At 62.2% G+C, this 26522-nt stretch carries 23 protein-coding genes and 1 tRNA gene; 7 read left to right on the forward strand and 17 right to left on the reverse strand.

Annotated features, from left to right (window positions below; genetic code table 11):
- Positions 1 to 30 precede the first annotated feature (30 nt).
- The 4 genes from LK542_RS13360 to LK542_RS13375 all read left to right on the forward strand — a co-directional run bounded on the left by LK542_RS13360 (position 31) and on the right by LK542_RS13375 (position 5471).
- The gene (locus tag LK542_RS13360) at positions 31 to 1773 is read left to right on the forward strand and encodes a hypothetical protein (RefSeq protein ID WP_227812277.1); all 1743 of its coding nucleotides are present in this window, start codon (positions 31 to 33) and stop codon (positions 1771 to 1773) included.
- Positions 1773 to 3911, forward strand: a complete 2139-nt coding sequence (locus LK542_RS13365) for a hypothetical protein (protein ID WP_227812278.1) — start codon at positions 1773 to 1775, stop codon at positions 3909 to 3911. Before LK542_RS13360 ends, LK542_RS13365 begins: the two co-directional genes overlap by 1 nt.
- 8 nt (positions 3912 to 3919) lie before the next feature.
- Positions 3920 to 4591: a hypothetical protein gene (locus LK542_RS13370; protein WP_227812279.1), complete on the forward strand. Its 672-nt coding sequence runs from the start codon at positions 3920 to 3922 to the stop codon at positions 4589 to 4591.
- 118 nt (positions 4592 to 4709) lie between these two features.
- Positions 4710 to 5471, forward strand: a complete 762-nt coding sequence (locus tag LK542_RS13375; protein ID WP_227812280.1) for a ThuA domain-containing protein — start codon at positions 4710 to 4712, stop codon at positions 5469 to 5471.
- 505 nt (positions 5472 to 5976) lie between these two features.
- Here LK542_RS13375 and LK542_RS13380 read toward each other — a convergent pair.
- From LK542_RS13380 to ybiB, 14 genes are all read right to left on the reverse strand, one after another.
- Complete coding sequence (locus LK542_RS13380) at positions 5977 to 6567, reverse strand: super-infection exclusion protein B (RefSeq protein WP_227812281.1); 591 nt, start codon at positions 6565 to 6567, stop codon at positions 5977 to 5979.
- 158 nt (positions 6568 to 6725) lie between these two features.
- Positions 6726 to 7196, reverse strand: a complete 471-nt coding sequence (locus LK542_RS13385; protein ID WP_227812282.1) for a hypothetical protein — start codon at positions 7194 to 7196, stop codon at positions 6726 to 6728.
- 32 nt (positions 7197 to 7228) lie between these two features.
- A complete protein-coding gene (locus LK542_RS13390; protein WP_227812283.1) occupies positions 7229 to 7624 on the reverse strand; it encodes a hypothetical protein in 396 nt (131 codons plus the stop codon).
- A 555-nt stretch (positions 7625 to 8179) separates the two neighbouring features.
- Positions 8180 to 8258, reverse strand: a tRNA-Ile gene (locus tag LK542_RS13395).
- Positions 8259 to 8380: 122 nt separating this feature from the next.
- Positions 8381 to 10573, reverse strand: coding sequence for an RNA polymerase sigma factor RpoD (gene rpoD, locus LK542_RS13400; protein WP_374040141.1), 2193 nt, complete (start codon positions 10571 to 10573; stop codon positions 8381 to 8383).
- A 288-nt stretch (positions 10574 to 10861) separates the two neighbouring features.
- The gene (gene dnaG / locus LK542_RS13405) at positions 10862 to 12658 is read right to left on the reverse strand and encodes a DNA primase (protein ID WP_227812285.1); all 1797 of its coding nucleotides are present in this window, start codon (positions 12656 to 12658) and stop codon (positions 10862 to 10864) included.
- Between the two features lie 222 nt (positions 12659 to 12880).
- Positions 12881 to 13330: a GatB/YqeY domain-containing protein gene (locus LK542_RS13410; protein WP_227799701.1), complete on the reverse strand. Its 450-nt coding sequence runs from the start codon at positions 13328 to 13330 to the stop codon at positions 12881 to 12883.
- A gap of 127 nt (positions 13331 to 13457) precedes the next feature.
- Positions 13458 to 13670, reverse strand: coding sequence for a 30S ribosomal protein S21 (rpsU, locus tag LK542_RS13415; RefSeq protein WP_005665410.1), 213 nt, complete (start codon positions 13668 to 13670; stop codon positions 13458 to 13460).
- Between the two features lie 99 nt (positions 13671 to 13769).
- Entirely contained in the window at positions 13770 to 14981 is a 1212-nt protein-coding gene (locus tag LK542_RS13420) for an NAD(P)/FAD-dependent oxidoreductase (RefSeq protein WP_227812286.1), read from the reverse strand.
- A 45-nt stretch (positions 14982 to 15026) separates the two neighbouring features.
- Positions 15027 to 17621, reverse strand: a complete 2595-nt coding sequence (locus tag LK542_RS13425; RefSeq protein ID WP_227812287.1) for a carboxypeptidase-like regulatory domain-containing protein — start codon at positions 17619 to 17621, stop codon at positions 15027 to 15029.
- Between the two features lie 133 nt (positions 17622 to 17754).
- Positions 17755 to 18621, reverse strand: a complete 867-nt coding sequence (locus LK542_RS13430) for a molecular chaperone (protein ID WP_227812288.1) — start codon at positions 18619 to 18621, stop codon at positions 17755 to 17757.
- Positions 18622 to 18641: 20 nt separating this feature from the next.
- Complete coding sequence (locus tag LK542_RS13435; RefSeq protein ID WP_227812289.1) at positions 18642 to 19136, reverse strand: DUF4402 domain-containing protein; 495 nt, start codon at positions 19134 to 19136, stop codon at positions 18642 to 18644.
- Positions 19137 to 19171: 35 nt separating this feature from the next.
- The gene (locus LK542_RS13440; RefSeq protein ID WP_227799706.1) at positions 19172 to 19711 is read right to left on the reverse strand and encodes a DUF4402 domain-containing protein; all 540 of its coding nucleotides are present in this window, start codon (positions 19709 to 19711) and stop codon (positions 19172 to 19174) included.
- A gap of 467 nt (positions 19712 to 20178) precedes the next feature.
- Complete coding sequence (ybiB, locus tag LK542_RS13445; RefSeq protein WP_374040147.1) at positions 20179 to 21150, reverse strand: DNA-binding protein YbiB; 972 nt, start codon at positions 21148 to 21150, stop codon at positions 20179 to 20181.
- A gap of 117 nt (positions 21151 to 21267) precedes the next feature.
- Between ybiB and LK542_RS13450 the strand changes: the two genes are divergently transcribed.
- From LK542_RS13450 to LK542_RS13460, 3 genes are all read left to right on the forward strand, one after another.
- The gene (locus tag LK542_RS13450; protein WP_229521271.1) at positions 21268 to 22329 is read left to right on the forward strand and encodes a 3-deoxy-7-phosphoheptulonate synthase; all 1062 of its coding nucleotides are present in this window, start codon (positions 21268 to 21270) and stop codon (positions 22327 to 22329) included.
- Positions 22330 to 22403: 74 nt separating this feature from the next.
- Positions 22404 to 23444, forward strand: a complete 1041-nt coding sequence (tsaD, locus tag LK542_RS13455) for a tRNA (adenosine(37)-N6)-threonylcarbamoyltransferase complex transferase subunit TsaD (protein WP_227812291.1) — start codon at positions 22404 to 22406, stop codon at positions 23442 to 23444.
- Positions 23445 to 23576: 132 nt separating this feature from the next.
- Complete coding sequence (locus tag LK542_RS13460; RefSeq protein ID WP_227812292.1) at positions 23577 to 24422, forward strand: endonuclease/exonuclease/phosphatase family protein; 846 nt, start codon at positions 23577 to 23579, stop codon at positions 24420 to 24422.
- 3 nt (positions 24423 to 24425) lie between these two features.
- On the opposite strand, the gene LK542_RS13465 is transcribed toward LK542_RS13460, so the two are convergent.
- The 3 genes from LK542_RS13465 to ybaK all read right to left on the reverse strand — a co-directional run bounded on the left by LK542_RS13465 (position 24426) and on the right by ybaK (position 26490).
- Positions 24426 to 25088 carry a DsbA family oxidoreductase gene (locus LK542_RS13465; RefSeq protein WP_227812293.1) on the reverse strand — a complete coding sequence of 221 codons (663 nt, stop codon included), beginning with the start codon at positions 25086 to 25088 and terminating at the stop codon, positions 24426 to 24428.
- A gap of 217 nt (positions 25089 to 25305) precedes the next feature.
- Positions 25306 to 25926: a glycerol-3-phosphate 1-O-acyltransferase PlsY gene (plsY, locus tag LK542_RS13470; RefSeq protein ID WP_227799711.1), complete on the reverse strand. Its 621-nt coding sequence runs from the start codon at positions 25924 to 25926 to the stop codon at positions 25306 to 25308.
- A 72-nt stretch (positions 25927 to 25998) separates the two neighbouring features.
- Complete coding sequence (ybaK, locus tag LK542_RS13475) at positions 25999 to 26490, reverse strand: Cys-tRNA(Pro) deacylase (protein ID WP_227812294.1); 492 nt, start codon at positions 26488 to 26490, stop codon at positions 25999 to 26001.
- Positions 26491 to 26522 lie beyond the last annotated feature (32 nt).

Genomic DNA, 26522 nt, shown 5'->3' on the forward strand with positions numbered 1-26522 from the left:
CCCACATCCCACCTTCTCGCAGAACACAACATGAAGAAAACCCTTATCGCATCGGCGCTGTTCGCGCTCGGGCTCAGCATGGCACATGCGGAGCCACTTTCCGCCAACGGCTCGATCGAAGTGAGCGTCAAGGCGAACAACGGCGACCTGATCAAAGCGCGTCGCGTGGCACGCGAGCAAGCCGAGAACGACGCCGTCCTGCGCCTGCTCAAGCTGAGGCTCGGCGCCGATCCCTCCAGCGCCAAGGTGCGTGACGGGCTGGTGGACCTGCGCAAGCAGCTGGCCGACAACATGAAGACCAGCTTCAATGCCGAAGGCGACGTGCTGACCGCAAAGACCGCCCTCGAAGTGGACGCCGCCCAGTTCATGGACATGGCCCGCGTGCTCGGCATCACCTCGACCGCGTCGTCGGCCAGTGCGAAAGTGCTGTTCCTGATCGACGAATACTACGGCGTCGGCACCAAGCTGGACCCGTCGCAGCCCCTGGTGACGGAAATCGACTACTCGCACGACAAGAGCTCGATGTCCGACTACACCGCGACCAGCTCCGGCGCGAAGAGCGCATCGAGCAGCTCGGCCAGCGCCCAGAAGTCCAGCTTCGCCGCAGCATCGTCCGAAAAGTCGGCCTTCGCCGCTAGTTCCCAGTCGGCCGTTGCAGCGCGCGACAAGTCCGCCTTCGCGGGTTCCGACAAGGCGTCCTTCTCGGGTTCGGACCGCAGCTCGGCCGCCCTGCAGGATGGCTACGGCGGCGCGGCCGCGGGCGCACGCAGCACCCAGGTGGCCGGCGCCCGTGACACCCGCGTGGCAGGCTCGAGCGACTCCAGCTTTGCCGCCTCCCAGAAGTCGGCCGCGGCAGGAAGCTCCTCGTCCCAGGCCGCCGTGAGCGCCTCCTCGTCCAGCGCCAGCGCCGCGAAGTCCGCCAGCGCATCGAGCTTCGCCACCCGCCAGAACGCGGTCGAGAAGCAGAACGACGTGGTCAACCTCAAGGTGCGCCAGGTGTTCCCGGGTATCGACAACGCCAAGCCATCGGACGATTCGGCTGCGATGATCAACCAGAAGCTGCAGCAGGTGGTGCGCGAATACAACCTCTCGTTCACGGACGAGAAGGACTTCCGTATTGAAAACGGCCGCCGCCTCACCAACTCGGAAATCGCGCGTCAGCAGAAGTTCGACATGTATCTGCAGAAGGCTGCCCAGGGCAACTACAAGGCCAAGTACCTGGTCTATGGCACCGCCGTGATGAACTCGGAAGGCACGACATCGAGCGGCCACGTTTCCTGCGCCGGCCAGCTGATGCTGACTTCGTCCGACGTGGATACCGGCGAAGGCTTCATCTCCGGCACCATCGTCAAGCGCGCATTGGGCTCGTCCGACCAGAACTGCCGCGCCAACCTGTCCGAGGCGATGGCGCGGGCCCTGGCCGACAACGTCGGCACCAATGCGCAGCGCGAACTGCAGGTGGCGGCAAGCCGTGGCCGCACCTACGTGGTGGCGCTCTACAGCGACTCGCGCGTGCCGGCCAAGCTGCGCCGCGACTTCTCGGCCAAGATCAAGGACGCCGCAGGCGTGGTCGAAGTACAGGCGGACGATAACGCCTCCGAGGGTATGCGCCGCTGGACCGTCGTCGCCAAAGGTAATTTCTCCGAAACGGTGGAAGACCTGATCGACGAGATCGCCGAGGGCGAAGGCTCGGTCTACAAGAACGCACGCTTCGAGCAGCGCGGCAACCGCATGGTGTTCTGCGTTGAGGGCAAGTGCCCGGTGGAGATCTGATGCGTCAAGTGGCCCGCGGTATCGCTGCGGCCTGTGCGCTGGCGCTGAGCGCCGGCGCATCCGGTGCGCAGTTCTACCTCTTCCCCGTCAAGGAAATCGAGGGCGTCTCCAAGGAGGCGCGCGACAAGTACAAGCTGCTCGACCAGAAGCTCATGGCCAGGCTGTTCGACGACGAGGCCGGACGGCAGGCCCAGCGCCAGCTGATCAAGGGCTTCGTCGGGCGCCTGCACGCTGCCTACCCCGAATCGCTGGTGCATCCGCGCCAGGTGGCCGACGTCAAGGTGGCCGGCGCGCACAAGTTCGTCGACGACGATAACCTGCAATGCAAGGCCTCGCCTTCCGTCGCGGTGGGCGACACCTATGCCGTCATGCTCGGGATCACCCGCGCCTCGGTCTACGAGGTGCCCAAGGGCGAGAACATCGACGTCCTGATTCCGATCACCCTGAACGTGCAGTTCGTCCGCCCGAGCCTGGGCAAGGTGGTCTACACGATCAGCGAAACGGTCTATTCGCCCTTCAGCCTGGGCCGCAGGGAATACGAGTCGGGCGCTGCCGACGCCGTCATCCGCCAGACCCTGATCCGCAACCTGGAAGCCCAGGCGGCCAGCCTCGTCGCCAGCGCGCGCCAGGCCTTCGATCCGAAGGACGTGAACGTCAAGATCGTCGGACGCGACGGCGACTTCTATGTGACCGACCGCGGCGCGGAAGCCGGTTTCGTCAAGGGCGAGCAGGTCGAGGCGCGTGACGCGGCGGGCAAGGAAGCGATCTTCGACGTGCTGTACGCGGACACCGGCTACGCCGTCATCAAGGCCGCGGCCGGCAGTGCTTCGGTCGGCAGCAGCCTCAAGTTCATCTTCGAGAGCGCGGCCGACGCCAGCACCAAGCCACGCATCATGCCGGTCGTCTCGCAGGATGGCAGCGACAGCTGGGCCAGCTCGGTGGCGGCGCTGTTCGAGAAGGATATCGGCTTCAAGGCATCCTTCCAGATGGCGCCGGTGGACGTGAACTTCGCCCAGACCAAGGAACTCCTGACCCGCTCGGCCAACTGCGTGACCTGGCAGAAGATCGCCGGCATGGCCGAGGCGACCGGCTCGCCCAAGGATGCGCCCGATTACTTCCTGCGCTTTACGCCGACGGTCAGCCCGTCCGTGACCCTGGCAGGCGCCGGCGGCACCAAGACCGAGGAAATGTTCCGCACCCTGGTGACGGCGCAGGTGATCGATCGCCACGGGCGCGTGATTTATTCCGGGCTGGGCGACGACAACTACGCGATCAAACGCATCGACGGCGAAGGCCTGGGCCTGGCACAGGCCAAGGAAGTGTCGCTCAAGAATGCGACCGCCAAGCTGGCGCAGAACTTCCTGGCCAACGTGCGTTTCGCGCCACGTGACTACAAGATCGAGCGCGTCGACAAGGAGAAGGTGTGGGTAAGCGGCCTGTCCGGCATGCCGGCCGGCGGCAAGGTGGCGTTCGACATCCTGCACCCGCTCGACGCCAAGGTGGGCGGCAAGCCCGCCCTGCTCGACCTGGAAGCCGGTAGTGGCTCCGGCGGTGCCGTCACCGAAGGCGAGCTGGTGGGCTTTCCCTACGCTGCCGTCAACCCGGCCTTGCCGCGCCCGCGCAATGGCGACCTGCTGCGCCTGTACACCGAGGTGCCGCCGAATGCCACGCGGGTGATCGATTGCGACGAGCCGGTCTATGTGGGCAAGGACAACCTGATCGACGTCGGCTACTTCTCGCCGCTGGCGCGCCATGCCCAATACCAGTCGAAAAAGTTTGCCTCGTACGTCGGTGATCCGAAGTTCTACGCACAGGCCAACTCGCTGCTGAGCCTCGGGCTGTTCGACACCAAGCTCGAGCGTCCATCGGTGGAGGTCTGCAGCCAACCGGGCTATACGGTCCGCGAGGTGGCGGCGCCCCAGTGCGACGGCCCGCAGAGCTGCAAGGTGACGGTACAGACCGGAATGCTAGTGCACCTGAAAAAGGATAGCCAGGTACAAAAGACCTTTGTCTCCGGGCTGCGCACAGATTTCGGCGGCTTTCCGTCGTCGGAAAAGAATGCTTTCTACGGATATAGAGGGCTAGAAAACGGGCTGTCCATGCAGGCAGACCTGATCAACAAGATGAACTCAAACTAGGGAAAACCATGAAAATGATTCGCAAAGCAATCGTCATTGCCGCCTGCCTGATGGCCGCCGGCGCAGCCAATGCCCAACTGGGCGGCCTGGGCTCGATGCTGGCCGGCGCCAAGTCGCCTGTCTCCGGCGGCGATATCGGTGCCGATGTCGGTACCTTCGTCGCGAAAAGCGCAGCGCTGGGCGAGCTGGCCGGCCAGTCGGTCACCGCCATCAATGCCGCTTTCGCAAGCGACCAAGAAATCGAAGGCAAGCGCGCCAAGCTCGCCGACATCAAAAAGATCACCGACCCGGCCGAGAAGGCAGCCAAGTTCGCTGAACTCTACAAGTCCGAGCAGGCGGCGGCCCAGACCCTGTTGGATTCGGGCGAGATGGAAAAGCGCATCGGCTCGCTGAGCAGCGACAAGAAGAAGATGATTGGCCAGGCACTGCTGAACTTCGGCATCGGCGGACTGCAGGCGGTTGACCTGACTAAGACCGGCCAGTCGCTGATCGCGAAAGCCAGTGCAAACCCGCTGAGCCTGCCGAAACTGATCCCCGTGAAGGACTCGCTGCCGGTGCTGGGCAAGGTCGTGACCGATTCCGGTTCCTTCCTGATCGGCGTGCTGAAAGTCGCCAAGGGCGCCAACATTGCGGTGCAGCCGGCAACGGCTTCGTCGAAGGCGGCTGACTTTACTTTCTAAGTCGCTGCCTTCGCTGACGAGAACCGGCCTTCGGGCCGGTTTTTTGTTTACCTGCCCTGCCCTCGCTCTGCTGTTATGCTTGCTTCATTCGTTGATGGGTCCATTACCGAGGGAACATATGAAACGGCTGGTCGTCGGATTGCTTGCATGCTTCGCCTTCATTTCCGCCAGCTGGGCGGAGCCGCAGTTCAAGCTGCTGGTGCTGGGAGGACCCAACAAATACCACTACGAATACATCCCGGTGGCGCGCGACAGCCTCGAACAGATGGGCAAGCTGCATGCCTTCGACGTGACCTGGTCCACCCAGATGCAAGCCCTCGAGGGCGAGCTGAAACATTATGCGGCGATCGTGCTGATGAATTCCTCTGGCGAGGAGTTCAACGAGAAGCAGCGCAAGGCTTTTGAAGAGTACGTAAATGGCGGCGGCAACGTTGTGATTGTGCACCGCGCTGTGATCTTCAATCCTCCCGGCGCCTGGCCTTGGTATGAAAAGCTGGTCGGGCGCTCGTTCCGGATTCATCCGATGCTGCAGACGGCCGTCATCGATACCGTCGACAAGAACTTCCCCGCCACCTTCGGCGTGCCTCAACGCTGGATCTGGAGCGACGAATGGTATGAGCTGACCAATCCCTACAACGTGAAGATCAATACCGTGCTAGCAGTGGACGAAGCCAGCTACGACCCGACCAAAATCTGGAAAGGGCAAGTCGCGAACGGCATGGGCAAGGACCATCCGGTGGCCTGGTATCACCAGGTCGGCAAGTCGCGTGTGTTCGTGACGACTCTTGGGCACGATGTGCGGGCGTATCGCGATCCGCAGTACCTTGCTCACCTGCTGGGCGGGATGTATTGGGCGACGACCGGACGCGGGATACAGTAAGCGGACGAACGGAGATGTCTGGCATTACTCGCATTATGGTATGGGACCTACAGCTCGAACTATAGAGGATGGCGCGATTTCGGCGCAGCAGAACAAGACAAAGTCGAAGCTGTGGATTGCCATTGAGGGCGAGCTTAAGGCTGTCATAGACCGCATCCTTGCGTACGACAAACCGAGAAAGTGACCAGCCTTCAGTTAGTTCCTATGAGCGAAGGCCAGTTCCGCTGTGCTTTCAATCAAGCTCGGTATTGGGCCGTAGCCTGGCGTCCTGATCTTGAGATGGCATTCGCGACTTTTAATTCCGCGACCTACGCGCCAAGGCCGGGACGAACAAGGATGAACAACAGGGCATGAAAGCGGCACAGAGTCTGCGTGGCCATGCTTCGGCAACGATGACTAGGCAATACATCCAGTACCAGAAGGGAAACTAGTGATCCTACTAAATGACCTGAACCAATAATCAACCAGCTAGGCCGATAGCCGGGCAGCTGCTCGGCATGATTAACTAAAGAACCTGTGGCTTCAGATTTTTTTCAAACTTCGCGAGAAACGCCTCTGCATTCGGATGCTCACGCACGGCGACTGGAAGGAATTCTTCAACGTGCTCGCGTGCAAGCGCCCACGCCTCATCGCCAAACGTGTACGGCACACGCCAGACAGTTCCGGACCCCATAACCATCATTCTCTTGCCAATAAGGGCCCCGGCAATCGGGTGATGCGCTTCACCAAACACTGTTTGCTGGCCGTGGTAGAGACAATACTGGAGCAAGCCGAGCTCATCAGGGCTTAGACCACGGAGTCGCTCGAGCATTAAGCCACGGCGCGATGCTTTAGCCTCAGCAGCCTTTTGATGCTCAGCACGCCGCGTCCAGTAGCTGAGAAAAAAACTCTTGAGTGCTGGTCCCGCCGAGCTAACAAATAAAGCGAGAGAAGCAACTAAGCCGATCCAGAGGTATCCGCGATATGCAGTGCGAATCGTGTGAATCCCTAAGTCAACGGCGACATGCCAAGGAACGAACAACACGAATGCTATAGCTACGGATGAAGCCCACGCATATTTCGCGGCCAGTTCCACAGCTTTAAGAATATGCTCCATAGACTACCCTCACCATGCGCAAATTAATTCTTCGGAACTGACAACGTTATGCAGAACTACTCGGTAGACTGCATCCGCAATCGGCTAGATCCAGTCCGTCGTGCCAGTCTGAAATTTCGTCCTCACGCTTCTGCTGCAATGACGAGGAAGTAAGCTAATCAACCGTCGTCAAATATTTTTCGGTGCAATGCCTCAGTTACTTGCGTGACGATTACATCACGAGTCATTCCGATTCTATCTCTCGATGGACTGCAGTTTAAATAGTCATCAAATATTTGGAAATTGCCGTTCGCGGAAAACTCAATCTCAAGTAAATTCTCGCCATCGAAAACGTCTACGATTCTAGGATCCCGATTTTTCTGAAAAAATTCGATCCTGCCCATTGGAACAAAAGCGTTTTGAACTTTCCTTAGGATTTTAGAATAATATGCATAAATTTCCACACCCATTGTAGTAATCAAGAAATCGAATTCCGTATCTTCCACAGACTTTATAGTTACAAAGCTTTCGCTTTCAAAGCCTGACTCTGGATTCGGAATCATGATTCCTTTGAGACTTGCGGCTTGCCTGTCGATTATTTGAAATTGTCTTAATCGACTGGCAATTTCGCCTGAAAGAAACGGGTTCATATAACTCCTTGACTACTGCTTAAACTCCATATTTATTTAAAGACAATGAAGCTATTTATATATTTCAAAAGGTAAAAATAGGCTGATCCAATAAATAGGATTTTCAGGACAAAGAATGTAATCCCCGGGATATTGATTGATAATGGCGCCTGGAAACTATGCTTCGGATTGATCCCGCCGGCCTCTTTGTACCGGTGATATGACCCCCAAATAAGGGTTGACACAGCATATTGCAAAAGATCACATGCGAGCCCAACTACGATTAGCAGGAGCGGCAATTTAAGGTCAGCGGGAATTTGCGTAAACGTCTTATTGTCCTGCTTAAAGAGCCAGACGACTGCTATTCCCGCTAGACCCAGCTGACGAACAATTTCGCTCGTCTTTCCGCTGAACGTGTAGTAATTCTCGAGTGCGTCTTTGAGAATCATTTCTTCTTCCGAGGGCCGCCACTACTGGTCCCAGAATTTGACGCGGCAGCCTTCTGAGTCAATGCCGACCCGGCTGCGCTTTTAGATGCCGTACCAGTCCTACCATCTCGCAAAACTTTAGACGCAGCACTCGCTGCCGTCGTAGATGTCTTTTTATCGTTACCTTTCTGCGACAGTGCGCTTCCTGCCGCAGTTTTTGAACCGGCACCCGTTGAAGGGCTTTTTATCACTTTTGAGGCAGTCTTAGCTACCTTAGCACTTGTCGATTTCGTTGCCATTTGCACCTTTCATTACGAATGATGATCTTAAGCTAACCAGGAGTACATTCTAAAGGATCGAGCAATTCTAGCAAGAAACTTACTAAGCCGTGTGAAATTTGCAAGGTATGTCCGACTTTTCTTCGTAACTAGAAACAAAGGCAATTCTAACTACGTTAACGCCATTGCTAACAGGAATGTGAGCTAAACAGGGCGGTAGAAATCGGAATTTGCGGAACTTACGCTGATTTGCGGTACGTTGTTTCGTTACAAAACTAGTGTAAGTCTTTGATTTTATTGGTAGGCCTCCCCGGAGTCGAACCGGGCACCAACGGATTATGAGTCCGCTGCTCTAACCAGGCATGAGCTAGAGGCCCAGAAATCGGGACAGTGGCTAGAAAGTGATCTCGCCACCCGCTTCAGCGGCGCGGTACCGTGAAGCAGAGTGGCGAGAGGATATTGCTTTTAGTGCAGGTCCGTCAAGCTTCGATTACAACAATCAGCTGCTGCCCTCGAGGAAGCTCTTCAGCTTGTCCGAACGCGACGGGTGCCGCAGCTTGCGCAGGGCCTTCGCTTCGATCTGGCGGATGCGCTCGCGGGTAACGTCGAACTGTTTACCCACCTCTTCCAGCGTGTGGTCGGTCGACATCTCGATGCCGAAGCGCATGCGCAGCACCTTGGCTTCGCGCGGGGTCAGCGAATCGAGCACGTCCTTCACCACGCCGCGCATCGAGGCGTGCAGGGCCGCATCCGACGGCGCCAGCGTGTTGTTGTCCTCGATGAAGTCGCCCAGGTGCGAATCGTCGTCGTCGCCGATCGGCGTCTCCATCGAAATCGGTTCCTTCGCGATCTTCATGATCTTGCGAATCTTATCTTCCGGCATCTCCATCTTGATGGCGAGGGTCGCCGGATCCGGTTCGGCCCCGGTCTCCTGCAGGATCTGGCGCGAGATCCGGTTCATCTTGTTGATCGTTTCGATCATGTGCACCGGAATACGGATGGTACGTGCCTGGTCCGCGATCGAACGGGTGATGGCCTGGCGGATCCACCACGTCGCATAGGTCGAGAATTTATAGCCGCGACGGTATTCGAACTTGTCCACCGCCTTCATCAGGCCGATATTCCCCTCCTGGATCAGGTCGAGGAACTGCAGGCCGCGGTTGGTGTACTTCTTGGCGATCGAGATCACCAGGCGCAGGTTGGCCTCGGTCATCTCGCGCTTGGCCTTGCGCGCCTTCATTTCGCCGGCCGCCATTTGACGGTTGATGTTGCGCAGGTCCGGCAGCGGCAGCACGACACGGGCTTGCAGGTCGATCAGGCGCTGCTGCAGTTCCTTAATGGTCGGGATGTTACGGCCCAGGATCGCGCTGTAGGCGTGGCCGGCGTTGACTTCGCCGTCGACCCATTCCAGGTTCGTCTCGTTGCCCGGGAAGACCTTGATGAAGTGGGCGCGCGGCATGCCGCAGCGGTTCACGGCCACGTCGAGGATCTGCTTCTCGATGTGACGCACTTCGTCCACTTGGCCGCGCAGGGTGTCGCACAGCTTTTCGACGACCTTTGCCGTGAAGCGGATGCCCAGCAGCTCGTCGGAGATCGCATCCTGGGCCTTGACGTAGGCCTTGGAGTTGTAGCCATCCTTTTCGAAGGCCTTGCGCATCTTGTCGAACTGGTCGGCGATGTTGTTGAACTTCGTGAGAGCAGCCTGCTTCAGCGCCTCCAGCTGTTCGGCCGAGTAGCCGGCCGCGCCCGATGCGGCGCCGCCTTCTTCTTCCTCTTCCTCGGCTTCTTCCGCTTCGTCCTCGTCCTCGTCTTCGTCGTCGGTCGTGGTCGGGGCGACCGCGGTCGGCGAGGTGTTTTCGTCCTCGTCCGGGTCGACCATGCCGTCGACGATCTCGTCGATCTTGATCTCGTCCTTCTCGATGCGCGACGCGGTGTCGATGATCTCGGCGATCGTCACCGGGCAGGCGGAGATGGCCTGGATCATGTCCTTCAGGCCGTCTTCGATGCGCTTGGCGATCTCGATCTCGCCCTCGCGGGTGAGCAGCTCGACCGAACCCATTTCGCGCATGTACATGCGGACCGGGTCGGTGGTGCGGCCGAAGTCGGAGTCGACGGTCGACAGCGCCGCTTCGGCGGCCGCTTCGGCTTCGTCGTCGCTCGTGACGGTGGCGACATTGTCGGACAGCAGCAGGGTTTCCGCGTCAGGGGCATGCTCGTAGACGGCGATGCCCATGTCGTTGAAGGTGCCGATGATGCCTTCGATCGCTTCCGGATCGACGATGTTGTCCGGCAGGTGGTCGTTGATCTCGGAGTACGTGAGGAAGCCGCGCTCCTTGCCCGACTTGATCAGGGCCTTGAGCTTGTTGCGGCGGATCTCGAGCTCTTCTTCGCTCGCTTCGGTATCCGACGAGAACGCGTCTTTCAGCAGCGCTTTTTCCTTGGCCTTGCGGTCCTTGGCCTTGGCCTTGTCCGCGGCCTTCAGTTCGGCGCGCTCGACTGCGTTCAGTGCGGCGATCTCATCGTTCTCGGGCGTGAATTCCTTGGGCTTGCGGCCACGGCGTCCGGGGACCTTGACGGATGGCAGGACGTAACCGGACGTATCGATGGCGGCCAGTGCGGCCGCATCGGTCGTCGCGTTAACCGGTGCCGGGCTCGCCGTACGAACCTCGGCCTGGTCTTGGCCTTTGTCCACCTTGGCGGACGCTCGCGTGGTCTTTGCAGCCACTTTGGTTTCGGGTTTCTTGGTTGGCACAGGCGCTTTCGAAGTCACAACGACTAACTTTACGATGGTTAAAGATAAAGTTTTGTTACCTTACATCACCCTGCAGGCAATCATCTGTTGCCTCGCTAACTGAAACTCCACGCCGCGATTGAAACGAAAAATGGTTTCAAAGGTTGCAATAGTTAGCGTTTTATTATAGCACGCACCCCTGCTTTTTCCAGTCGCGAACACTGGCCGTCGAGGCCGCGTTGCCAAGGCTTATCGGGGCGACATATCCGCGGCAGCTTCTCGGGCCAGGAGGTCCTGCTGGGCGGTAATTTCGCGGTAGCGAGTACTCACCTGATCTGGGGTCAGGCCCGAGGAAAACAACTGGTTAAGTTCTTGTTTTAACGCGTCCATCTTGATTTGGCGCACCGCACTGAGCAGCCAGACACGGTCTGCGTCAACGTCCGACTCCGGCTCAGCGGCAATTTCCGAGATCAAACTGTCGTATTCTGCCGTCACTTCTTTTAACTGTTGTGACAAGGCCGCGAACGTACCGTACTCGCCCAGGCTCTGGGCCAGGTGCACCAGGTGGCGCAGCGCATCGGCGGCTTCCTGGCCGAAGTAGTCGAAGGAGGCCAGCGCCTCGTCGTTCAGCAGGTGCGCCAGGTGCGGGTGCGAGACCAGGATGCGCAGCATCTGCAGCTCGAGCCCGACCGGTTTCGGACGGCCTTGGCGCGGCGGCGCGCGGCGCACCACCGATACCGGCTTGGACAACTCGAACAGCGATTCGATCTCGGCCGACGTCGATTCGGTGAGGTTGGCCAGGCCGCGCACGATCTGCAGCCGCAGCGCGGTCGGCGCCATGGCCTGCAGCATCGGCTTGGCCTCGTGCTGGGCATGCGCCCTGCCCTCCGGCGTGTCGAGGTCGTGCTCGGCGCTGACTTCGCGCAGCAGGAACTGCGACAGCGGCATCGCGTCGTGAATTTCCTGTTCGAAGGCTTCGGCGCCGCGTTCGCGCACGAAGCTGTCCGGGTCGTGTTCCTGCGGCAGGAACAGGAACTTGATGGTCTTGTCGTCGGTCACCTGCGGCAGGCAGGCTTCCAGCGCACGGCGGGCGGCGCGGCGGCCGGCCTTGTCGCCGTCGAAGCTGAAGATCACGGTGTCGGTCTGGCGCAGCAGCTTTTGCACGTGGGTGCTGGTGCAGGCGGTACCGAGGGTCGCCACGGCCTGCGGGAAGCCGAGCTGGGTCAGGGCGACGACGTCCATGTAGCCTTCCGTCACCAGCACATAGCCGGCGTCGCGGATCGCTTGTCGCGCCTCGAACAGGCCGTACAGCTCCAGGCCTTTCTGGAACAGTGGGGTTTCCGGCGAGTTCAGGTATTTCGGTTCGCCGCCGTCGAGCACGCGGCCGCCGAAGCCGATCACCTGGCCCTTGGTATTGCGGATCGGGAACATGACGCGCTCGCGGAAGCGGTCGTAGCGTTTCTTGTTATTGCCGTCCTCGTCGACCTTGTCGATCACCAGGCCGGATTCGACCAGCGCCAGCGCGTCGTAGTCGGAAAAGACCGAGCGCAGGTTGTCCCATCCGCCGGGGGCGTAGCCCATGCCGAAGCGGGCGGCGACCTCACCGGTCAGGCCGCGGTTCTTCAGGTAGGCGATGGCGTGAGGGGCTTCGCGCAGCTGGGCACGGTAGTAGGCGCAGGCCTGGGTCAGGGCTTCCGTCATCGCCAGCGACTGCGCCTGCTGGGCGGCGCGCTGTTGCGGCGGGATCTTGTCGTCCTGGTCCGGGACCACCATGCCCACGCCCTGGGCCAGGTCCTTGACGGCATCGACGAAGCCCATGCCCGAGTATTCGATCAGGAAGCCGATCGAGGTGCCGTGGGCGCCGCAGCCGAAGCAGTGGTAGAACTGTTTCGTTGGGCTGACCGTGAAGCTGGGGGATTTTTCGTTGTGGAATGGGCACAGGCCCATGTAGTTGGCCCCGCCCTTTTTCAGCTGGACGTAACGGCCGACGATGTCGACGATGTCGACACGGTTGAGCAAATCGGTAATGAAGGATTGCGGAATCACTAGGAGGTACTCAGTGTTTGTCTCAACTCAGACTATACCGCAGCGCTGACTGCAAATTGATTTATGACAAGGCAGAAGGCCTTGATGGGATCGCTGTCGTAAGCGTGCACCGGGGTGACGCTTCGGCTGCTTGACCGCGTGGGCGGGAGACCCGCCCACCCTACGGAAAATCGCCGTTGTAGGGTGGGCAGGTCTCCTGCCCACGCGGTAACGGACGTCGAATCAACCGCCCGACAACGCCTTCTTCACCAGACCCGAAACCACGGTCATGTCCGCACGCCCCGCCAGCTTCGGCTTGAGCACACCCATCACCTTGCCCATGTCCGCCGGACCGGCAGCGCCGGTGGCAGCCACGGCCGCGGCCACTTCGGCGGCGACTTCCTCGTCCGACAGACCGGCCGGCATGTAGGCCGACAGGATCGCCAGTTCCGATTTCTCGATATCGGCCAGGTCGGCACGGCCGCCTGCTTCGAACTGGGTAATCGAATCCTTGCGCTGCTTGATCATCTTTTCGACGATGGCCAGGGTCTGGGCGTCGTTCAGTTCGATCTGCTCGTCGACTTCCTTGCGCTTGATTTCCGCCAGGATCAGGCGAATGGTCGCCAGGCGGGCGCTTTCCTTGGCGCGCATCGCGGTTTTCATGTCCTCGGTAATCTGGGCTTTCAGGCTCATGTCATCTCCATGTTCGAATGATATAAACGACAAAACCCGCCGCGGTAACAACCGGAGCGGGCTTGTGGACGCTCAGCGACTCGCCGGGACAGTGCTGTCACCGGACCAAGCCGTGGATGCAGTCGGATTAGTACAGCTTCTTCGGCAGCTGCTGGCTGCGGATGCGCTTGTAGTGACGCTTCACTGCGGCGGCCAGCTTGCGCTTGCGCTCTGCAGTTGGCTTCTCGTAGAACTCGCGAGCGCGCAGTTCGGTCAGCAGACCGGTTTTTTCGATAGTGCGCTTGAAGCGACGCATAGCGACTTCGAACGGCTCGTTTTCTTTAAGGCGGATAGTGGTCATGTAAAAATGAAACCGTTGGATTTGGGAAGAACGAAAGTGTAGCACCATTTGCGGATCAGTGGAAGCTTTTAACAAGCTGTCCCACAATTGCCACAAAGCTTAGACGCTGCTGCCTGCCACATAGCCCGAAGCCCACGCCCACTGGAAGTTATAGCCGCCCAGCCAGCCGGTGACGTCCACCGTTTCGCCGATGAAATACAGGCCCGGAACCTTATTCGCCATCATGGTCTGCTGCGACAGTTCGCGCGTGTCGACGCCGCCCAGGGTCACCTCGGCCTTCTTGTAGCCTTCCGACCCGGTCGGCACGATGGCCCAGCGGTTGATGGCGTCGCCCAGCTTGCGCAGTTTGGCGTCGGCCATGTCGGCCAGGCGCGCGTCCGGCGCGAAACCGTTGGCCACCAGCAGGCCTTCGGCCAGGCGCGCCGGCAGCCATTGGGACAGCACGTTGCCTAGCTGCTTCTTGACCGTGGTCTTGGAGGAGATCAGTTCCTCGGCCACATCCATCTCGGGCAGCAGGTCGAGCACGATCGGGGTGCCCGGCTCCCAGTAGCTGGAGATCTGCAGGATGGCCGGACCCGACAGGCCGCGGTGGGTGAACAGCAGGTCTTCGCGGAAGTGGCCGCCGCTCTTCTTTCCCTTCCCTTTGCCGCCGCCGGTGCTCACCTCGACTTCCAGCGCGATGCCGGCCAGCGGAGCAAAGGCTTCCCAGCTGGGGCCATCGAAAGTGAGCGGCACCAGGCCCGGACGCGGCTCGACGATCTGCAAATCGAACTGTTTAGCAATGCGATAACCCAGGTCGGTGGCGCCGATCTTCGGGATCGACAGGCCGCCGGTGGCGATCACCACGCTCTCGCATTCAATGTCGCCACCTTCCGCCGTGATGTGGAAACCGGTGTCGAGCTTTTCGATGCTGCCGATCTTGCAGGGCATGCGCCAGCTGACCTCGCCCTGCTCGCATTCCGCGCGCAGCATGCGGATGATCTGCTCGGACGAGTCGTCGCAGAACAGCTGGCCCTTGTGCTTCTCGTGGTAAGCGATGCGGTGCTTCCTGACCAGGGCGAGGAAGTCCTGCGCGGTGTAGCGCGACAGCGCGCTGCGGCAGAAGTTGGGGTTCTGCGACAGGAAGTTGGCCGGACCGGCGTTGACGTTGGTGAAATTGCAGCGGCCGCCGCCGGAGATGCGGATCTTTTCCGCCAGCCGCGTGGCATGGTCGAGCAGCACCACGCGCTTGCCGCGCTGGGCGGCTACGGCCGCGCACATCATGCCGGCGGCGCCTGCGCCGATGACCGCTACATCGTATTGTTTTGCCATGCTTGAGGGTGTTCGAGAATCGCCAAACCGGCCATTGTATACGGTTCAGAGGGTGGGGTGAAAGCCCAGGCTGGGCCCATCCTGCGCCCGCACATCCAGATCGCGCGCGTTGAGCACCGTCCCATCGCGTCCGATCGTGATGATGTGCATCCCCGTATCCGTCAGCCCCAGCCGCTTGAGCTGTTCCGGCGACACTCGCAAAAAGTACTCGCCAGGGAAGATGCCGGAAATGACGTAATACCCATCCGCCGCACTGCTCATGCTTGCCACCACCTTGCGCGAGGCATCCACCAGCTCCAGCTTCAGGTCGCCGACGGCGCGCCGCTTGCCGTCGGCGTACAGGTAGGTGGTGCCGTCCACCTCCCCCGTCAGGTTCACAGCGAACTCGACCTGGCTGACATTGCCGGGACGCGGCACGATGCGCACGCCGGGCGTGCGCGGCTGCCATTGCGGGTCTTCCAGGGTGTCCCGATCAAGGGCGATGTCAGTGTAGTGGTGGGTCAGCAGGCGCGGCAGGTAGGCAATGCCGCTGGCGTCGGTGCGTACCGCGGCGTAGGAGCCGTTGACGGTAAAACCGGCGCCAGGGATGGCTTCGTCGGCGCCGTCCATGATGCCGTTCAGGTCCTTGTCGAGGAACACGCGGATCGAAGCCGCGCCCATGTTCGCCATCGGCTGGGCGTCGGTCACCATGCGGCCACTCCTGGGCTCCAGCCCCATCGCCATGAAGAACTGCATGCCGAGCCCGTACTCGCCGCGATTCGAATAATAGCCGTTGATGCCGAGACCGTAGCTGCCCAGGCTCTTGTTCAGCGCGCCGGTGGCCCGCAGTTCGCGGTCCTTGAAGCTGCGCGCCAGGCCAAAGGTCAGCAGGTAGCCGCTGTGCAGGTAGTAGTCGGCAGACACCGCTGCGCCGCCCAGCGTGGTCTCGGGCGACAGCAGGTACTGCAACTGCCCGGTCAGGCCGACGCCGGCGACGCGCCGGCTCACCTGGAACTGGCCGTCGGCCAGTTCGTCGACGCCCAGCCGCTGCCAGCGCAGCGCGTTGGTCAGCGCAAAGCCATTGCGGTAGGCCGAGATCCGCCCCTGCACCTCGAGGTTGCGGGTGCTTGAAGCCAAGCGGTCATGCCGCAGCTGCAGCGACAGCGGAAAGAACTGCGCTCCGCCACCAAGGACGCCATCGGCGCGCACTTCGTCGCGCGAGCGCACCGGGTCCGTGGTCCGGTGGAAGAAATCGCTGGTGAAGCCATCCAGGCGCGCGTGGCTGGCCGACACCGACACAGGGCCCAGGCGCGTCTTCAGGCCCAGCTGCGCCAGCGTGCCGCCGTCGTCTGCCCTCGCCGCATCGGCTGTTGCAATGAAACTGTTCCAGTAGCCACGCAGGCCGAGGTTGGCGTAGCTGCGCTCGGCGCCATCGAAGGACGGCACGCGCTGCCAGCCGGCAACGGCGTTCAGCTGGTCACTTAAACCCCACTCGAATTGCGCGATGGCGCGCTTGCGCCCGAACCCGTCGCGGTGGGCGCCGACGTCGTAATACAGGGCGCCGCGCGGCACGGCCGACTGCTCCAGCAGGAAGTTCTGGCGCTCGACGCGCAGCTGGCCCAGCGGGCCGTGGAACACCAGCCTGAACTCGTTGGGGCCGTAGGCCAGCGGCTGGTCCTCGAAGCTGTACTTGCCGTCCGGGCCCGACTGCCGGACCCCGACCAGGGCATCGTTGTAGTACAGCTCGACGTCCCAGCCCGGCGGCAGCGCGCCCTGCAAGGTGTGGCGGTCGAAACTGGTCGGCTGGTTGAGGGGGCGGTTGCTGAGCACCACGCCATTGCCGGTCGGGCTGCTCGAGGAAATATTGCTCACGCCTGGCAGCGGCACGCTGCCGAACAGCGCGGTACGCGCATGGAGCGGGCCTAGCAGGCCGGCCTCTGGGTCGTGCCGGCCCAGGGTCAGGCGCAGCCTGGACGCGGCATCGTAGCGCTCACTGCTGGCATACAGGGCCGCCTCCATCCCCAGCAGGTCGGTCGTCAGGTAGGCGGTGTAGCTCGCGTCCGCCTGGCGCCGCCCGCCGCCGTTGCCGGCCGTGAGCCCGAGCGTCTGGTCGATGACGGGCACGCCTGCCAGCCGGTAGGGTGCGGCCAGGCGCGGGTAGCCAGGATCGACATAGGCCGAGCCCGGGCGGCTGCCATGCTTGCGCCGCTCCAGCCTTGCCTGGAGCGGCAACTGCTCGCGCGGGCGCACCTTGAGGGCGAGGCTGGACATGTCGAGCTCGAGGTCCAGCGGCAGCCAACGGGACAGCAGCTTGCTGGCCACATAGATCTCGTCGGCCTGCAGCTTGAACTGCGAACGGTCGAGCTCCTCGTGCCTGCCGTCGATGTCCGCGACGCCGCCGGGCACGTCCAGGCTGAACCCACGGCTTTCCGAGATGATATAGCCGCTGGCACGGCCTTCTCCGGGCGTCACCCGGATCGCCAGCGTCAGGAGGCGCGCCACCTCGCCGAGCGGCAAGTAGACGTCGCGCCCGATTTCGTAGCCGGTGACGGCGTCGGACAGGAGCTGGTTGCCGAGCCTGACTTCAAGCAGGATGAGGTTGTCCTCGGATTGCTTCGACGATGCTGCGGCCGCCTCCGGCTGTAAGGCCGGCAGCAACATCAATCCTGCAACAAATAACCCCGTTCGGAAAACCTGCATGGTGCCTGGATGCGCATATTGCCGGCCAACCGGCGGTCGGCCCGGCAATATGATTATTGCTCAAAAAACATCTATTGGGGAAGCTCAGCCCGCATCACGGCAGAGCGAGACTGGCCTGTGCCAGCAGCTTGCCGCCCGCTTCCGGACGATCGCGGTAGGCAACCTCGATCGTGCCGCCGGCCAGCGCGACGCCTGGCGGCACCTGCAGCGGCAGCATCGCCTTGCGCACGCGGTTCGGCGTGAACACGGCGATGCCGCTGACCTGCGCGAGGCTCTGCGGCTTGCCGCCGCGCGGCGTGAACGTCACGCTCAGGTCGCCGTACACCGAGCTGCTGCCCTCGCGCTGCAGGCGCAGCGCCAGCAGCGGGCGCTTTGCTTCATCCTTCTGCAGGGCGAGCCCGTCCAGGCTGACGTTCGCGCTGAGGTTCCCGTGGCGGACGATCACCGGCATCGCGGCGCCGACCAGGGTCTGGATTACCACGCCAACCTGGCCGTCCCCGGCGCTACGGTTCTCGATGCTGGCGCTGCCTTCGACATCCGGCAGCTTGTCGAACAGCAGGTGCGAGCGGTATTCGCCTTCGGCCAGTTCGGCGGGCTTGCGCAACATGACGCGCACCGTCTGCGCGGTGCCGGGCTGCAGCGTGACCTGGCGCGGCGAATAGCGCAGCATGTCGTCGGCGAAGCGCTCGCCTTCCATGGCGGTATCGGCCGGCTCGATCTGGCCGGTTTCGGTCATGCGGCGGTTCACCACCGAGATCCGGTAACTTGCCGGCTTGTTGCCGTTGTTGATCAGCTGGACCTGGGCCGCGCGCGCGTTCTTGTCGAAGACGATGCGCGTCGGATGCAGCATGAGGTCGGCAAACGCAGGCGAAGACGGGCCCAGCAGCAGGCAGGCGAGCACAAGCGACAGCGCCTGGCGCAGGCGGCCGAAGGAAACGGATGCGAACGTGGGGTAAAACATGGTGGTTTTCTGTGCCTGTTCTAATTGACGGACACGATGAACGTGCCGGTGTACCTGCCCGCCGGCTGGTTGGGCGTCACGACCAGGGTCGCGCCGATCGCCAGGTCCGTACCGACGGCCGGCACTGAAGCCATGGTCGGCGCAGGCGGGTTGCTGTTGAAATCATTGAGCGCCATGCTGCTGGCGTCACTGCTCAGCCGGACACTGCCATTCGTAGGCAGGGAAATGATGGCGCCCTTGTCCTTGGCGCCACTGTTGTTCCGGCGCACGTTGACGCTGGCAGCCTGGCCGAGCGAGGAATTGAGAAGGATGACGCCGCCGGAACTGCGACGTTCGCCGTTCGGCAGGAGGGTGACCGTGCCGGCGCTGGTGACAACGAAACTTCCGAAGTCCAGGCTGCGCCCCGGGGTAAGCAGGAGCTGCTGGGCCTGGGCCGGATGCTGGCCGAACAGGACCAGCGCCGCCAGCACGATCGTGCTGGCGGCGCGCAACGCGTGGTAACGGCGTGCCGACATGCTTCTAGTGAAAAACTGCGCCGCTACCGCTGCAATCAGCTGCCGTAGTTGACGGTCGCGGTCACGGTACCGGTGTAGACGCCGCCGACCTGGGCCGCGTCAACGGTCAGGACACCGCCGACGTAGATCTTGGTGCCGCTGGCGCCGATGGTGCCGCCAGTGACCGTTCCCGAGGTTGCAGCCGTTTGGGTCAGGGTGCTGATCGGGGTGAAGCTCATCGTCTCGGTACCGCTGGTGCGGGTCAATACGGTTGGGGTGACGCTGACCGTGAAGTTATCGCCCGTGTTACCGGTCACGTCGAACTCGGCGACGGTTGGTGCGCCGGCGCCCGCTGCCACCACGCCATTGAGGGTGCGGGTGCCGTCCGTGGCGAGGGTGACCGTACCACCGGTACCGCGTCCGAAGCTGCCGAAGGCCAGGTCGTTCACTTTGTTGATCGCGATCGGGACGATCACGGTGGCGGAGGTATTGGCGACGCCGTCGGCGGCAACGGCACTGCCGGTGGCTGCGGCGATCGCCAGTGCCAGGGTGGCTAGCGAAAGATGGGTTTTGGTAAAGCGAGCTTGCTTGGTCATTCTGGTCTTCCTTCAGATAGTGATGGAGCGGCAGCTAGCCGATGTGTTCTGACGATCCGGACCGCACTTGCATCCACAGAAACCATAAATCTTGCAGTTCGGTATCGTTTTGCTATGTTGCAAGAAAATAATAGCGGCTTTTTGCACTAGATCACTATTTCCTTAAACCAACGGCAAGAAAAACTTTGTCAAATTCATCAATAATTGTTAATAGATTACTTGTCTGTACAAATGTGCGGTTGTTGATCACCTTACGTTCGCGGCATATAACGAAAATTCATGTGATATCGGGACAATTTTGGGGCAATCGGGTTTCTGATATGCGCGGCATATAAAACCAACAAACATTTGTTTATGGCAACCAAATGTTGTTCTGATCCAACGTTGCTATCCGCTCTGAAAACAACAAAGCCACCTCGAGGGTGGCTTTGGCAGACAGGGGAACCCGGCGCAGGCCGGGCCGGCTGTCAGGGTCGGAGGGAACGGGCGACGCGCACGCAGTGGGCGACCTGGGCCACGATCGGCGGTGGAATCGGCACTTCGCCGCGCAGTGCGGCCGCGATCCAGGCAGCCGTGGTAGCGGCATCGCGCGCTTCCGGCACCTCGGCCAGCAGGTCGGTCGGCGCATCGCGTTCGACCAGCAGCGTGCGCTGGCCGCCATGGAACCAGTCGATCTGCGGGGCGCGATGCGGGTTGGCGACGGTCTCGCCTTCGGTGCCGCGCATCAGGAAGGCGTCGCCGCGTTCCGGCGGCGCGGCCGTCGTGAAATATTCGCCCAGGGTCTGCAGGTATTCCGGATGGGTGTAGGACACCAGGCGCAGCGCCGGGCCATCGTAGGGCTGCAGGATCTTGACCAGGGTATGCGTCGAGTTGCGCACGCCGAGAATGCGGCGCAGCGACAGCATGTGGGCCAGGCTCGGAGCCAGCAGCTCGATCGGGATGAATACGGGGCGGCGATTGGCTGCGGCATCCAGAATGTCGCTTGAGGACGCCGCCTCGGCCAGGCCGAGTTCGGCCAGGATCTCGCTGGTCGTGATGCGGCCCGGATCGCTGCGCACGCCGTGCACCAGGGTCGGCACGCCCTCGCGCGCCAGCAGCAGCGCCAGCAGCGGGGTCAGGTTGGCCAGCTTGCGCGCGCCGTTGTAGCTCGGGATCAGCACCGGGGCAAACTCCCCCGGCGGGCTGGGCAGGGGCGCGAAGGAGGCTTCCGCCGCATCCATGAAGCCGGCCAGCTCTTCCACGGATTCGCCCTTGATGCGCATCGCCAGCAGGATGGCGCCCAATTCGAGGTCGGAGACCCGCCCTTCCAGCATCGCCGCATAGAGCGCGCGCGCATCCTCGCGCGACATGCTGCGCGCGCCTTTCACGCCGCGGCCGATTTCCTTGATAAAAGGCGCCGCGGCAAATCGTTCGGTGTTCTTGTCCTGGTCTTCGTTCATCATGCAAGCATACAACGCTTGCGTCGGCCGTGAGCGCGCCTTGCAATTTTTGGGCACCATTGTGCAAGTGCAGCATTTTCGGTCTACACTGGATATTCCCTCTCGACATTTCGCATCATGATCAATACGCCAGCCATTGAAAACACCAACGTCAGTTCGTTCGCGCAGATGCCCACGCCGAACGAGCTGCACGCCACCCTGCCCCTGAGCGACCGCGCCTTTGCCACCGTGATGGGGGGCCGCGAGACGCTGCGCAATATCCTCGACCGTAAGGACCAGCGCCTGTTCGTGGTGGTCGGGCCCTGCTCGATCCACGACCCGGAAGCCGGCCTGGACTATGCGCGCCGCCTCAAGGCGTTACAAAGCGAAGTAGCCGACACCATGGTGCTGGTGATGCGCGTGTATTTCGAAAAGCCGCGCACCACCACCGGCTGGAAGGGCTATATCAACGACCCGTTCATGGACGACTCCTTCCGCGTCGAGGTCGGCATGGAACGCGCGCGCCGCTTCCTGCTCGACGTCTGCGAACTGGGCCTGCCGACCGCGACCGAAGCACTGGACCCGATCTCACCGCAATACCTGGGCGACCTGATCGCCTGGACCGCCATTGGCGCGCGCACGACCGAGTCGCAGACGCACCGCGAGATGTCGTCCGGCCTGTCGACCCCGGTCGGCTTCAAGAACGGCACCGACGGCGATGTGAGCATTGCGGTCAATGCCGTGCTGTCCTCGGCCAATCCGCACGCTTTCCTCGGCATCAATGGCCAGGGCAACGTGTCGATCGTGCGCACCAGCGGCAACGCTTACGGCCACGTGGTGCTGCGCGGCGGCGGCGGCCGTCCGAACTACGATTCGGTGTCGGTGGCGATCGCGGAGCAGGCGCTCAAGAAGGCCGGGCTGCCGGCCAACCTGGTGGTGGATTGCTCGCATGCCAACAGCTACAAGAAGCCGGAACTGCAGCCGCTGGTGATGTCGGACGTGATCCAGCAGATCAAACACGGCAACCGCTCGCTGGTGGGCGTGATGATCGAGTCGAACATCGTCAGCGGCAGCCAGGCGATTCCGGAAGACCTGTCGCAGCTGAAGTATGGCTGCTCGGTGACGGATGGCTGCATTGGGTGGGAAGAGACCGAGGCGATGTTGCGCAGCGCGCACCAGGAACTGCTGCAGCGGCCCTGATTATCACTGCGTGGGCGGGAAACCCGCCCACCCTACGGTAAAATCTCTTCTTTTCCTCCCTGCTGTTTCCCCCCATGATTGTTCTCGGCGTCGAATCCTCCTGCGATGAAACCGGCCTGGCTCTGTACGACACCGAGCGCGGCCTGCTGTCCCATGCCCTGCATTCGCAGGTAGCCATGCACGAAGAGTACGGCGGCGTGGTGCCGGAGCTCGCCTCGCGCGACCACATCCGCCGCGCCCTGCCGCTGCTGGAAGAGGTCTTGAAGCGCGCGGATATTCCGGCTGCCAGCATCGACGCCATTGCCTACACCCAGGGCCCGGGCCTGGCGGGCGCGCTGCTGGTCGGGTCCTCGGTGGCCTGCTCGCTGGCCCTGGCGCTGGACAAGCCGGTGCTGGGCGTGCACCACCTCGAGGGCCACCTGCTGTCGCCGCTGCTGGCGAGCGAGCGTCCGGAGTTTCCCTTCATCGCCCTGCTGGTCTCGGGAGGCCATACCCAGCTGATGCGGGTGGACGGCGTCGGCCGCTACACGCTGCTGGGCGAGACCCTGGACGACGCCGCCGGCGAAGCCTTCGACAAGTCGGCCAAGCTGCTGGGCCTGGGCTATCCGGGCGGCCCGGCGATCTCGCGCCTGGCCGAGTTCGGCGACCCGATGGCCTACACCTTGCCGCGCCCGATGTTGCACTCGAAGGATTTCAATTTCAGCTTCTCGGGCCTGAAGACCGCCGTGCTGACGGTGGTGAAGAATCACGAGGAAAAAGTGGTGGCCAATATCTGCGAGCAGGACAAGGCCAACATCGCACGCGGCTTCGTCGACGCCATCGTGGAAGTCCTGACCGCCAAGTGCGTGAACGCGCTGAAGCACACGGGCCTCAAGCGCCTGGTGATCGCCGGCGGCGTCGGCGCCAACCGCCAGCTGCGCGAATCGCTGAACGCGGCCGCCGCCAAGCGCAAGTTCAAGGTCTACTACCCGGAGCTGGAATTCTGCACCGACAACGGCGCCATGATCGCTTTCGCCGGCGCCATGCGCCTCGAACGCAAGCCAGAGCTGGCCCAGCGCGACTACGCGTTCAATGTGCGCCCGCGCTGGCCGCTGGACGAGCTGGAAGCCGCCTGAGCCCTGTCTGAACAGGCTTACAATACCTGTTATCAATATTGAACTTGCATACTTAACATCGATCCTACCGTGTGACCGCCCCTTGCCAAACAATGGCAATATCCGACGGTTAAGTTTTACGGAGGTTGCACGATGCGCGTTGTAAGTTGGAATATTCGCTGGGGTTGTGGCAAGGACGGAAGGATTCGCATCCACGCGATTATCGACGTTCTGCGCCGGCTGAATCCGGATGTCATCTGTCTGCAAGAAGTGGCGGCCAACCACCCGGAGCTGGAAGGCGGCGCCACCGCCAACCAGTTCAAGCAACTGGGTGGCGCCTTCGGCGGCTTCCACCTGATGGAACATGCCCCGAGTGAACTCTACAAGAACAATTCCCCGCGCCTGTTCGGCAACCTGATCCTCTCGAAGTACCGCATCTCGCAGGTGCACCGGCACCTGCTGCCCTGGCCGGCCGATCCGGACAACCCGGCCGGCATGCCGCGCGGCCTGATGGAAACCGTGATCGATGCGCCCAGCGGCAAGCTGCGCCTGATGACCACCCATCTCGAGTACTATTCGGTGCTGCAGCGCATGGCGCAGGTGCGCCGCATCCGCGAGCTGCACGTGGAGGCGAGCGCGCGTTCCCGCATCTTCCAGCCCGATCCGAACCTGGACGCGCCCTACCAGCTAGGCTTCCGTCCGGCATCGAGCATCCTGTGCGGCGACTTCAACTTCGCCCCGGACGCGGAGGATTACCGCGCGCTGCTGGCGCCGATGGAAGGCGGCGCTCCGGCGTTTCTCGACGCCTGGCGCGTCGCGCACGGCAACGTGGCGCGCGCGCCGACCACCGGCCTGCACGGTTATCCGTGGCCGGAGCGGCCGGAGTGCTACGACCACTTCTTCGTCACCGAAGACCTGGCGCCGCGCGTGGCCTCGGTCGACGTGCAATCCGAGACGGCAGCCTCGGACCACCAGCCGGTGGTCCTCGACCTGAACTGACTCTTACTGCTGCGGGGTGTCGTCGCGGGAGGCGATCTCGCGCAGCGCCTGCTCGAACACTTCCGGCGGCTGCCCGCCCGAGATCAGGTGGCGCTGGTTGATGATGATGGCCGGTACCGAATGGATGCCGGCGCGCTGGAAGAACTGCTCGCGCTCGCGCACTTCGTCGGCGTACTCGTCGCTCGCCAGGATGCGCGCGGCGGTCTCGCGGTCGAGGCCCACGCGCTCGACGCAGCGCAGCAGCACGTCGTGGTTGCTGGGGTCTTCGCAGCGGGTGAAATAGGCTTCGAGCAGGGCCATCTTGAGGTCGCGCTGGCGCCCTTCGCCCTCGGCCCAGGACAGCAGGCGGTGCGCATCGAAGGTGTTGTAGATGCGGCCGCGCCGCTCCATGTCGAAGGTGAAGCCGACATCCAGCCCGCGCTGGCGGATCATCTCGCGGCTGTTGGCCTGCTGCTCGGCGGTGGCGCCGTATTTCTCGGTAACGTGCTCGACGATGTCCTGGCCGTCGGGCCCCATGTTCGGGTTCAGCTCGAAGGGCTGGAAGTGCATGTCGGCCTGGACCTCACCCTTGACGCGGGCCAGCGCCAGTTCCAGCGAGCTGAGACCGATCGCGCACCAGGGGCAGGAGACGTCCGAGACGAAGTCGATGCGGAGTTGCTTGGTCATGGGGTGCCACCTTTCATGTTCGTTGCGGCACGGGGGTGCCTGGTGGCGACATGGTAACGCGATGTGGGTTTGGGTGTTGGTGGGGGGAGAGTTTGCGGTGTGCTACGAACTTGGGTCCCGGCCTGCGCCGGGATGACGGCTCATAGCGTAGTGGCCAGCTCAAAGACCGTCATCCCGGCGCAGGCCGGGATCCAATTTCAGCCAGCAGGCCGCAAGCTTATTTCTTCTTCGCCCCCGCCGCCTTGCTGCCGATCTTCGACTCCTTCCCCGCCATCAGATTCGCGATGTTGCCGCTGTGCCGCCACAGGAGCAGCGCGCTCATCGCCGCCACCGCGAACAGGATCTCGTCCGCCCCGAACAGCAGGCCGTAATAGAAGGGCGCGAAGATCGAGGCCACCAGCGCGGCCAGCGAGGAATAGCGGAAGGCATAGGCCACGATCAGCCAGGTCGCCAGCGTCGCCAGTCCCAGCCACACATTAATCCCCAGCAGCACGCCGAGCGCGGTAGCCACGCCCTTGCCGCCGACGAATTTGAAGAACACCGGCCACAGGTGGCCCAGGAACACCGCGATCGCGACCAGCGCGATGCCGTCCTCCTCCAGGCCGAATTGCGGGCCGTAGTGGACTGCCAGCCAGACCGCCAGCCAGCCCTTGGCGGCGTCGCCGATCAGGGTGGCGATCGCGGCTTTCTTGCTGCCGCTGCGCAGGACGTTGGTGGCGCCCGGGTTCTTGGAGCCGTAGGTGCGCGGGTCGGACAGGCCGAAGGCGCGGCTCATCACGACGGCGAAGGAAATCGAGCCTATCAGGTAGGCGGCGATGGTGGCGATCAGGGTATTCATGTCTCTCTGTTCTTATGGGTCTGGATAATCAGGCGGCTGGGACTATACACCATCAGCCATGCCCTTTGGCAATCACTCGGCCAGCGCGCACTGCACCGCGCGCGCGCCGAGGGTCTCGGTGAGCACCGCCGGCGCAATGCCGATCAGGTAGCCGCGGCGGCCGCCGTTGATGTAGATCTTGTCGAGCGCCAGGATCGATTCCTCGACGTACACCGGCATCGCCTTGCGGATGCCGAAGGGCGAGGTGCCGCCGACCATATAGCCCGAATGGCGCTGTGCGACCTCGGGCTTGCAGGGCTCGACCGACTTGCAGGGAATCGCGCGCGCCAGATTCTTGGTCGAGACCTTGCAGTCGCCGTGCATCAGCACGATCAGCGGACGCGCGGCCTCGTCCTGCATCACCAAGGTCTTGACGACATTGTGCTCGGGCACACCAAGTTCACGCGAAGAAACGGCTGTGCCGCCATGCTCTTCATACTCGTAGGGATGCTCGGTAAAAGCCACGCCATGCTTGCGCAGGAACTGCGTCGCGGGTGTCTCAGAAACGTGCTCTTTCTTGGCCATGCGTGGTACGCTAAAGATGAATATAGGGGCTT

Source organism: Massilia sp. IC2-477 (assembly GCF_020707265.1).
In the GTDB taxonomy this organism is placed as follows: Bacteria; Pseudomonadota; Gammaproteobacteria; order Burkholderiales; family Burkholderiaceae_D; genus Telluria.

Bases quoted from the DNA above. Each gene is read 5' to 3' on its own strand.
- LK542_RS13360 (WP_227812277.1), top strand. From the start codon at position 31: ATGAAGAAAACCCTTATCGCATCGGCGCTGTTCGCGCTCGGGCTCAGC.
- LK542_RS13365 (WP_227812278.1), top strand. From the start codon at position 1,773: ATGCGTCAAGTGGCCCGCGGTATCGCTGCGGCCTGTGCGCTGGCGCTG.
- LK542_RS13370 (WP_227812279.1), top strand. From the start codon at position 3,920: ATGAAAATGATTCGCAAAGCAATCGTCATTGCCGCCTGCCTGATGGCC.
- LK542_RS13375 (WP_227812280.1), top strand. From the start codon at position 4,710: ATGAAACGGCTGGTCGTCGGATTGCTTGCATGCTTCGCCTTCATTTCC.
- LK542_RS13380 (WP_227812281.1), bottom strand. From the start codon at position 6,567: ATGGAGCATATTCTTAAAGCTGTGGAACTGGCCGCGAAATATGCGTGG.
- LK542_RS13385 (WP_227812282.1), bottom strand. From the start codon at position 7,196: ATGAACCCGTTTCTTTCAGGCGAAATTGCCAGTCGATTAAGACAATTT.
- LK542_RS13390 (WP_227812283.1), bottom strand. From the start codon at position 7,624: ATGATTCTCAAAGACGCACTCGAGAATTACTACACGTTCAGCGGAAAG.
- LK542_RS13410 (WP_227799701.1), bottom strand. From the start codon at position 13,330: ATGAGCCTGAAAGCCCAGATTACCGAGGACATGAAAACCGCGATGCGC.
- rpsU (WP_005665410.1), bottom strand. From the start codon at position 13,670: ATGACCACTATCCGCCTTAAAGAAAACGAGCCGTTCGAAGTCGCTATG.
- LK542_RS13420 (WP_227812286.1), bottom strand. From the start codon at position 14,981: ATGGCAAAACAATACGATGTAGCGGTCATCGGCGCAGGCGCCGCCGGC.
- LK542_RS13425 (WP_227812287.1), bottom strand. From the start codon at position 17,621: ATGTTGCTGCCGGCCTTACAGCCGGAGGCGGCCGCAGCATCGTCGAAG.
- LK542_RS13430 (WP_227812288.1), bottom strand. From the start codon at position 18,621: ATGTTTTACCCCACGTTCGCATCCGTTTCCTTCGGCCGCCTGCGCCAG.
- LK542_RS13435 (WP_227812289.1), bottom strand. From the start codon at position 19,136: ATGTCGGCACGCCGTTACCACGCGTTGCGCGCCGCCAGCACGATCGTG.
- LK542_RS13440 (WP_227799706.1), bottom strand. From the start codon at position 19,711: ATGACCAAGCAAGCTCGCTTTACCAAAACCCATCTTTCGCTAGCCACC.
- ybiB (WP_374040147.1), bottom strand. From the start codon at position 21,150: ATGAACGAAGACCAGGACAAGAACACCGAACGATTTGCCGCGGCGCCT.
- LK542_RS13450 (WP_229521271.1), top strand. From the start codon at position 21,268: ATGATCAATACGCCAGCCATTGAAAACACCAACGTCAGTTCGTTCGCG.
- tsaD (WP_227812291.1), top strand. From the start codon at position 22,404: ATGATTGTTCTCGGCGTCGAATCCTCCTGCGATGAAACCGGCCTGGCT.
- LK542_RS13460 (WP_227812292.1), top strand. From the start codon at position 23,577: ATGCGCGTTGTAAGTTGGAATATTCGCTGGGGTTGTGGCAAGGACGGA.
- LK542_RS13465 (WP_227812293.1), bottom strand. From the start codon at position 25,088: ATGACCAAGCAACTCCGCATCGACTTCGTCTCGGACGTCTCCTGCCCC.
- plsY (WP_227799711.1), bottom strand. From the start codon at position 25,926: ATGAATACCCTGATCGCCACCATCGCCGCCTACCTGATAGGCTCGATT.
- ybaK (WP_227812294.1), bottom strand. From the start codon at position 26,490: ATGGCCAAGAAAGAGCACGTTTCTGAGACACCCGCGACGCAGTTCCTG.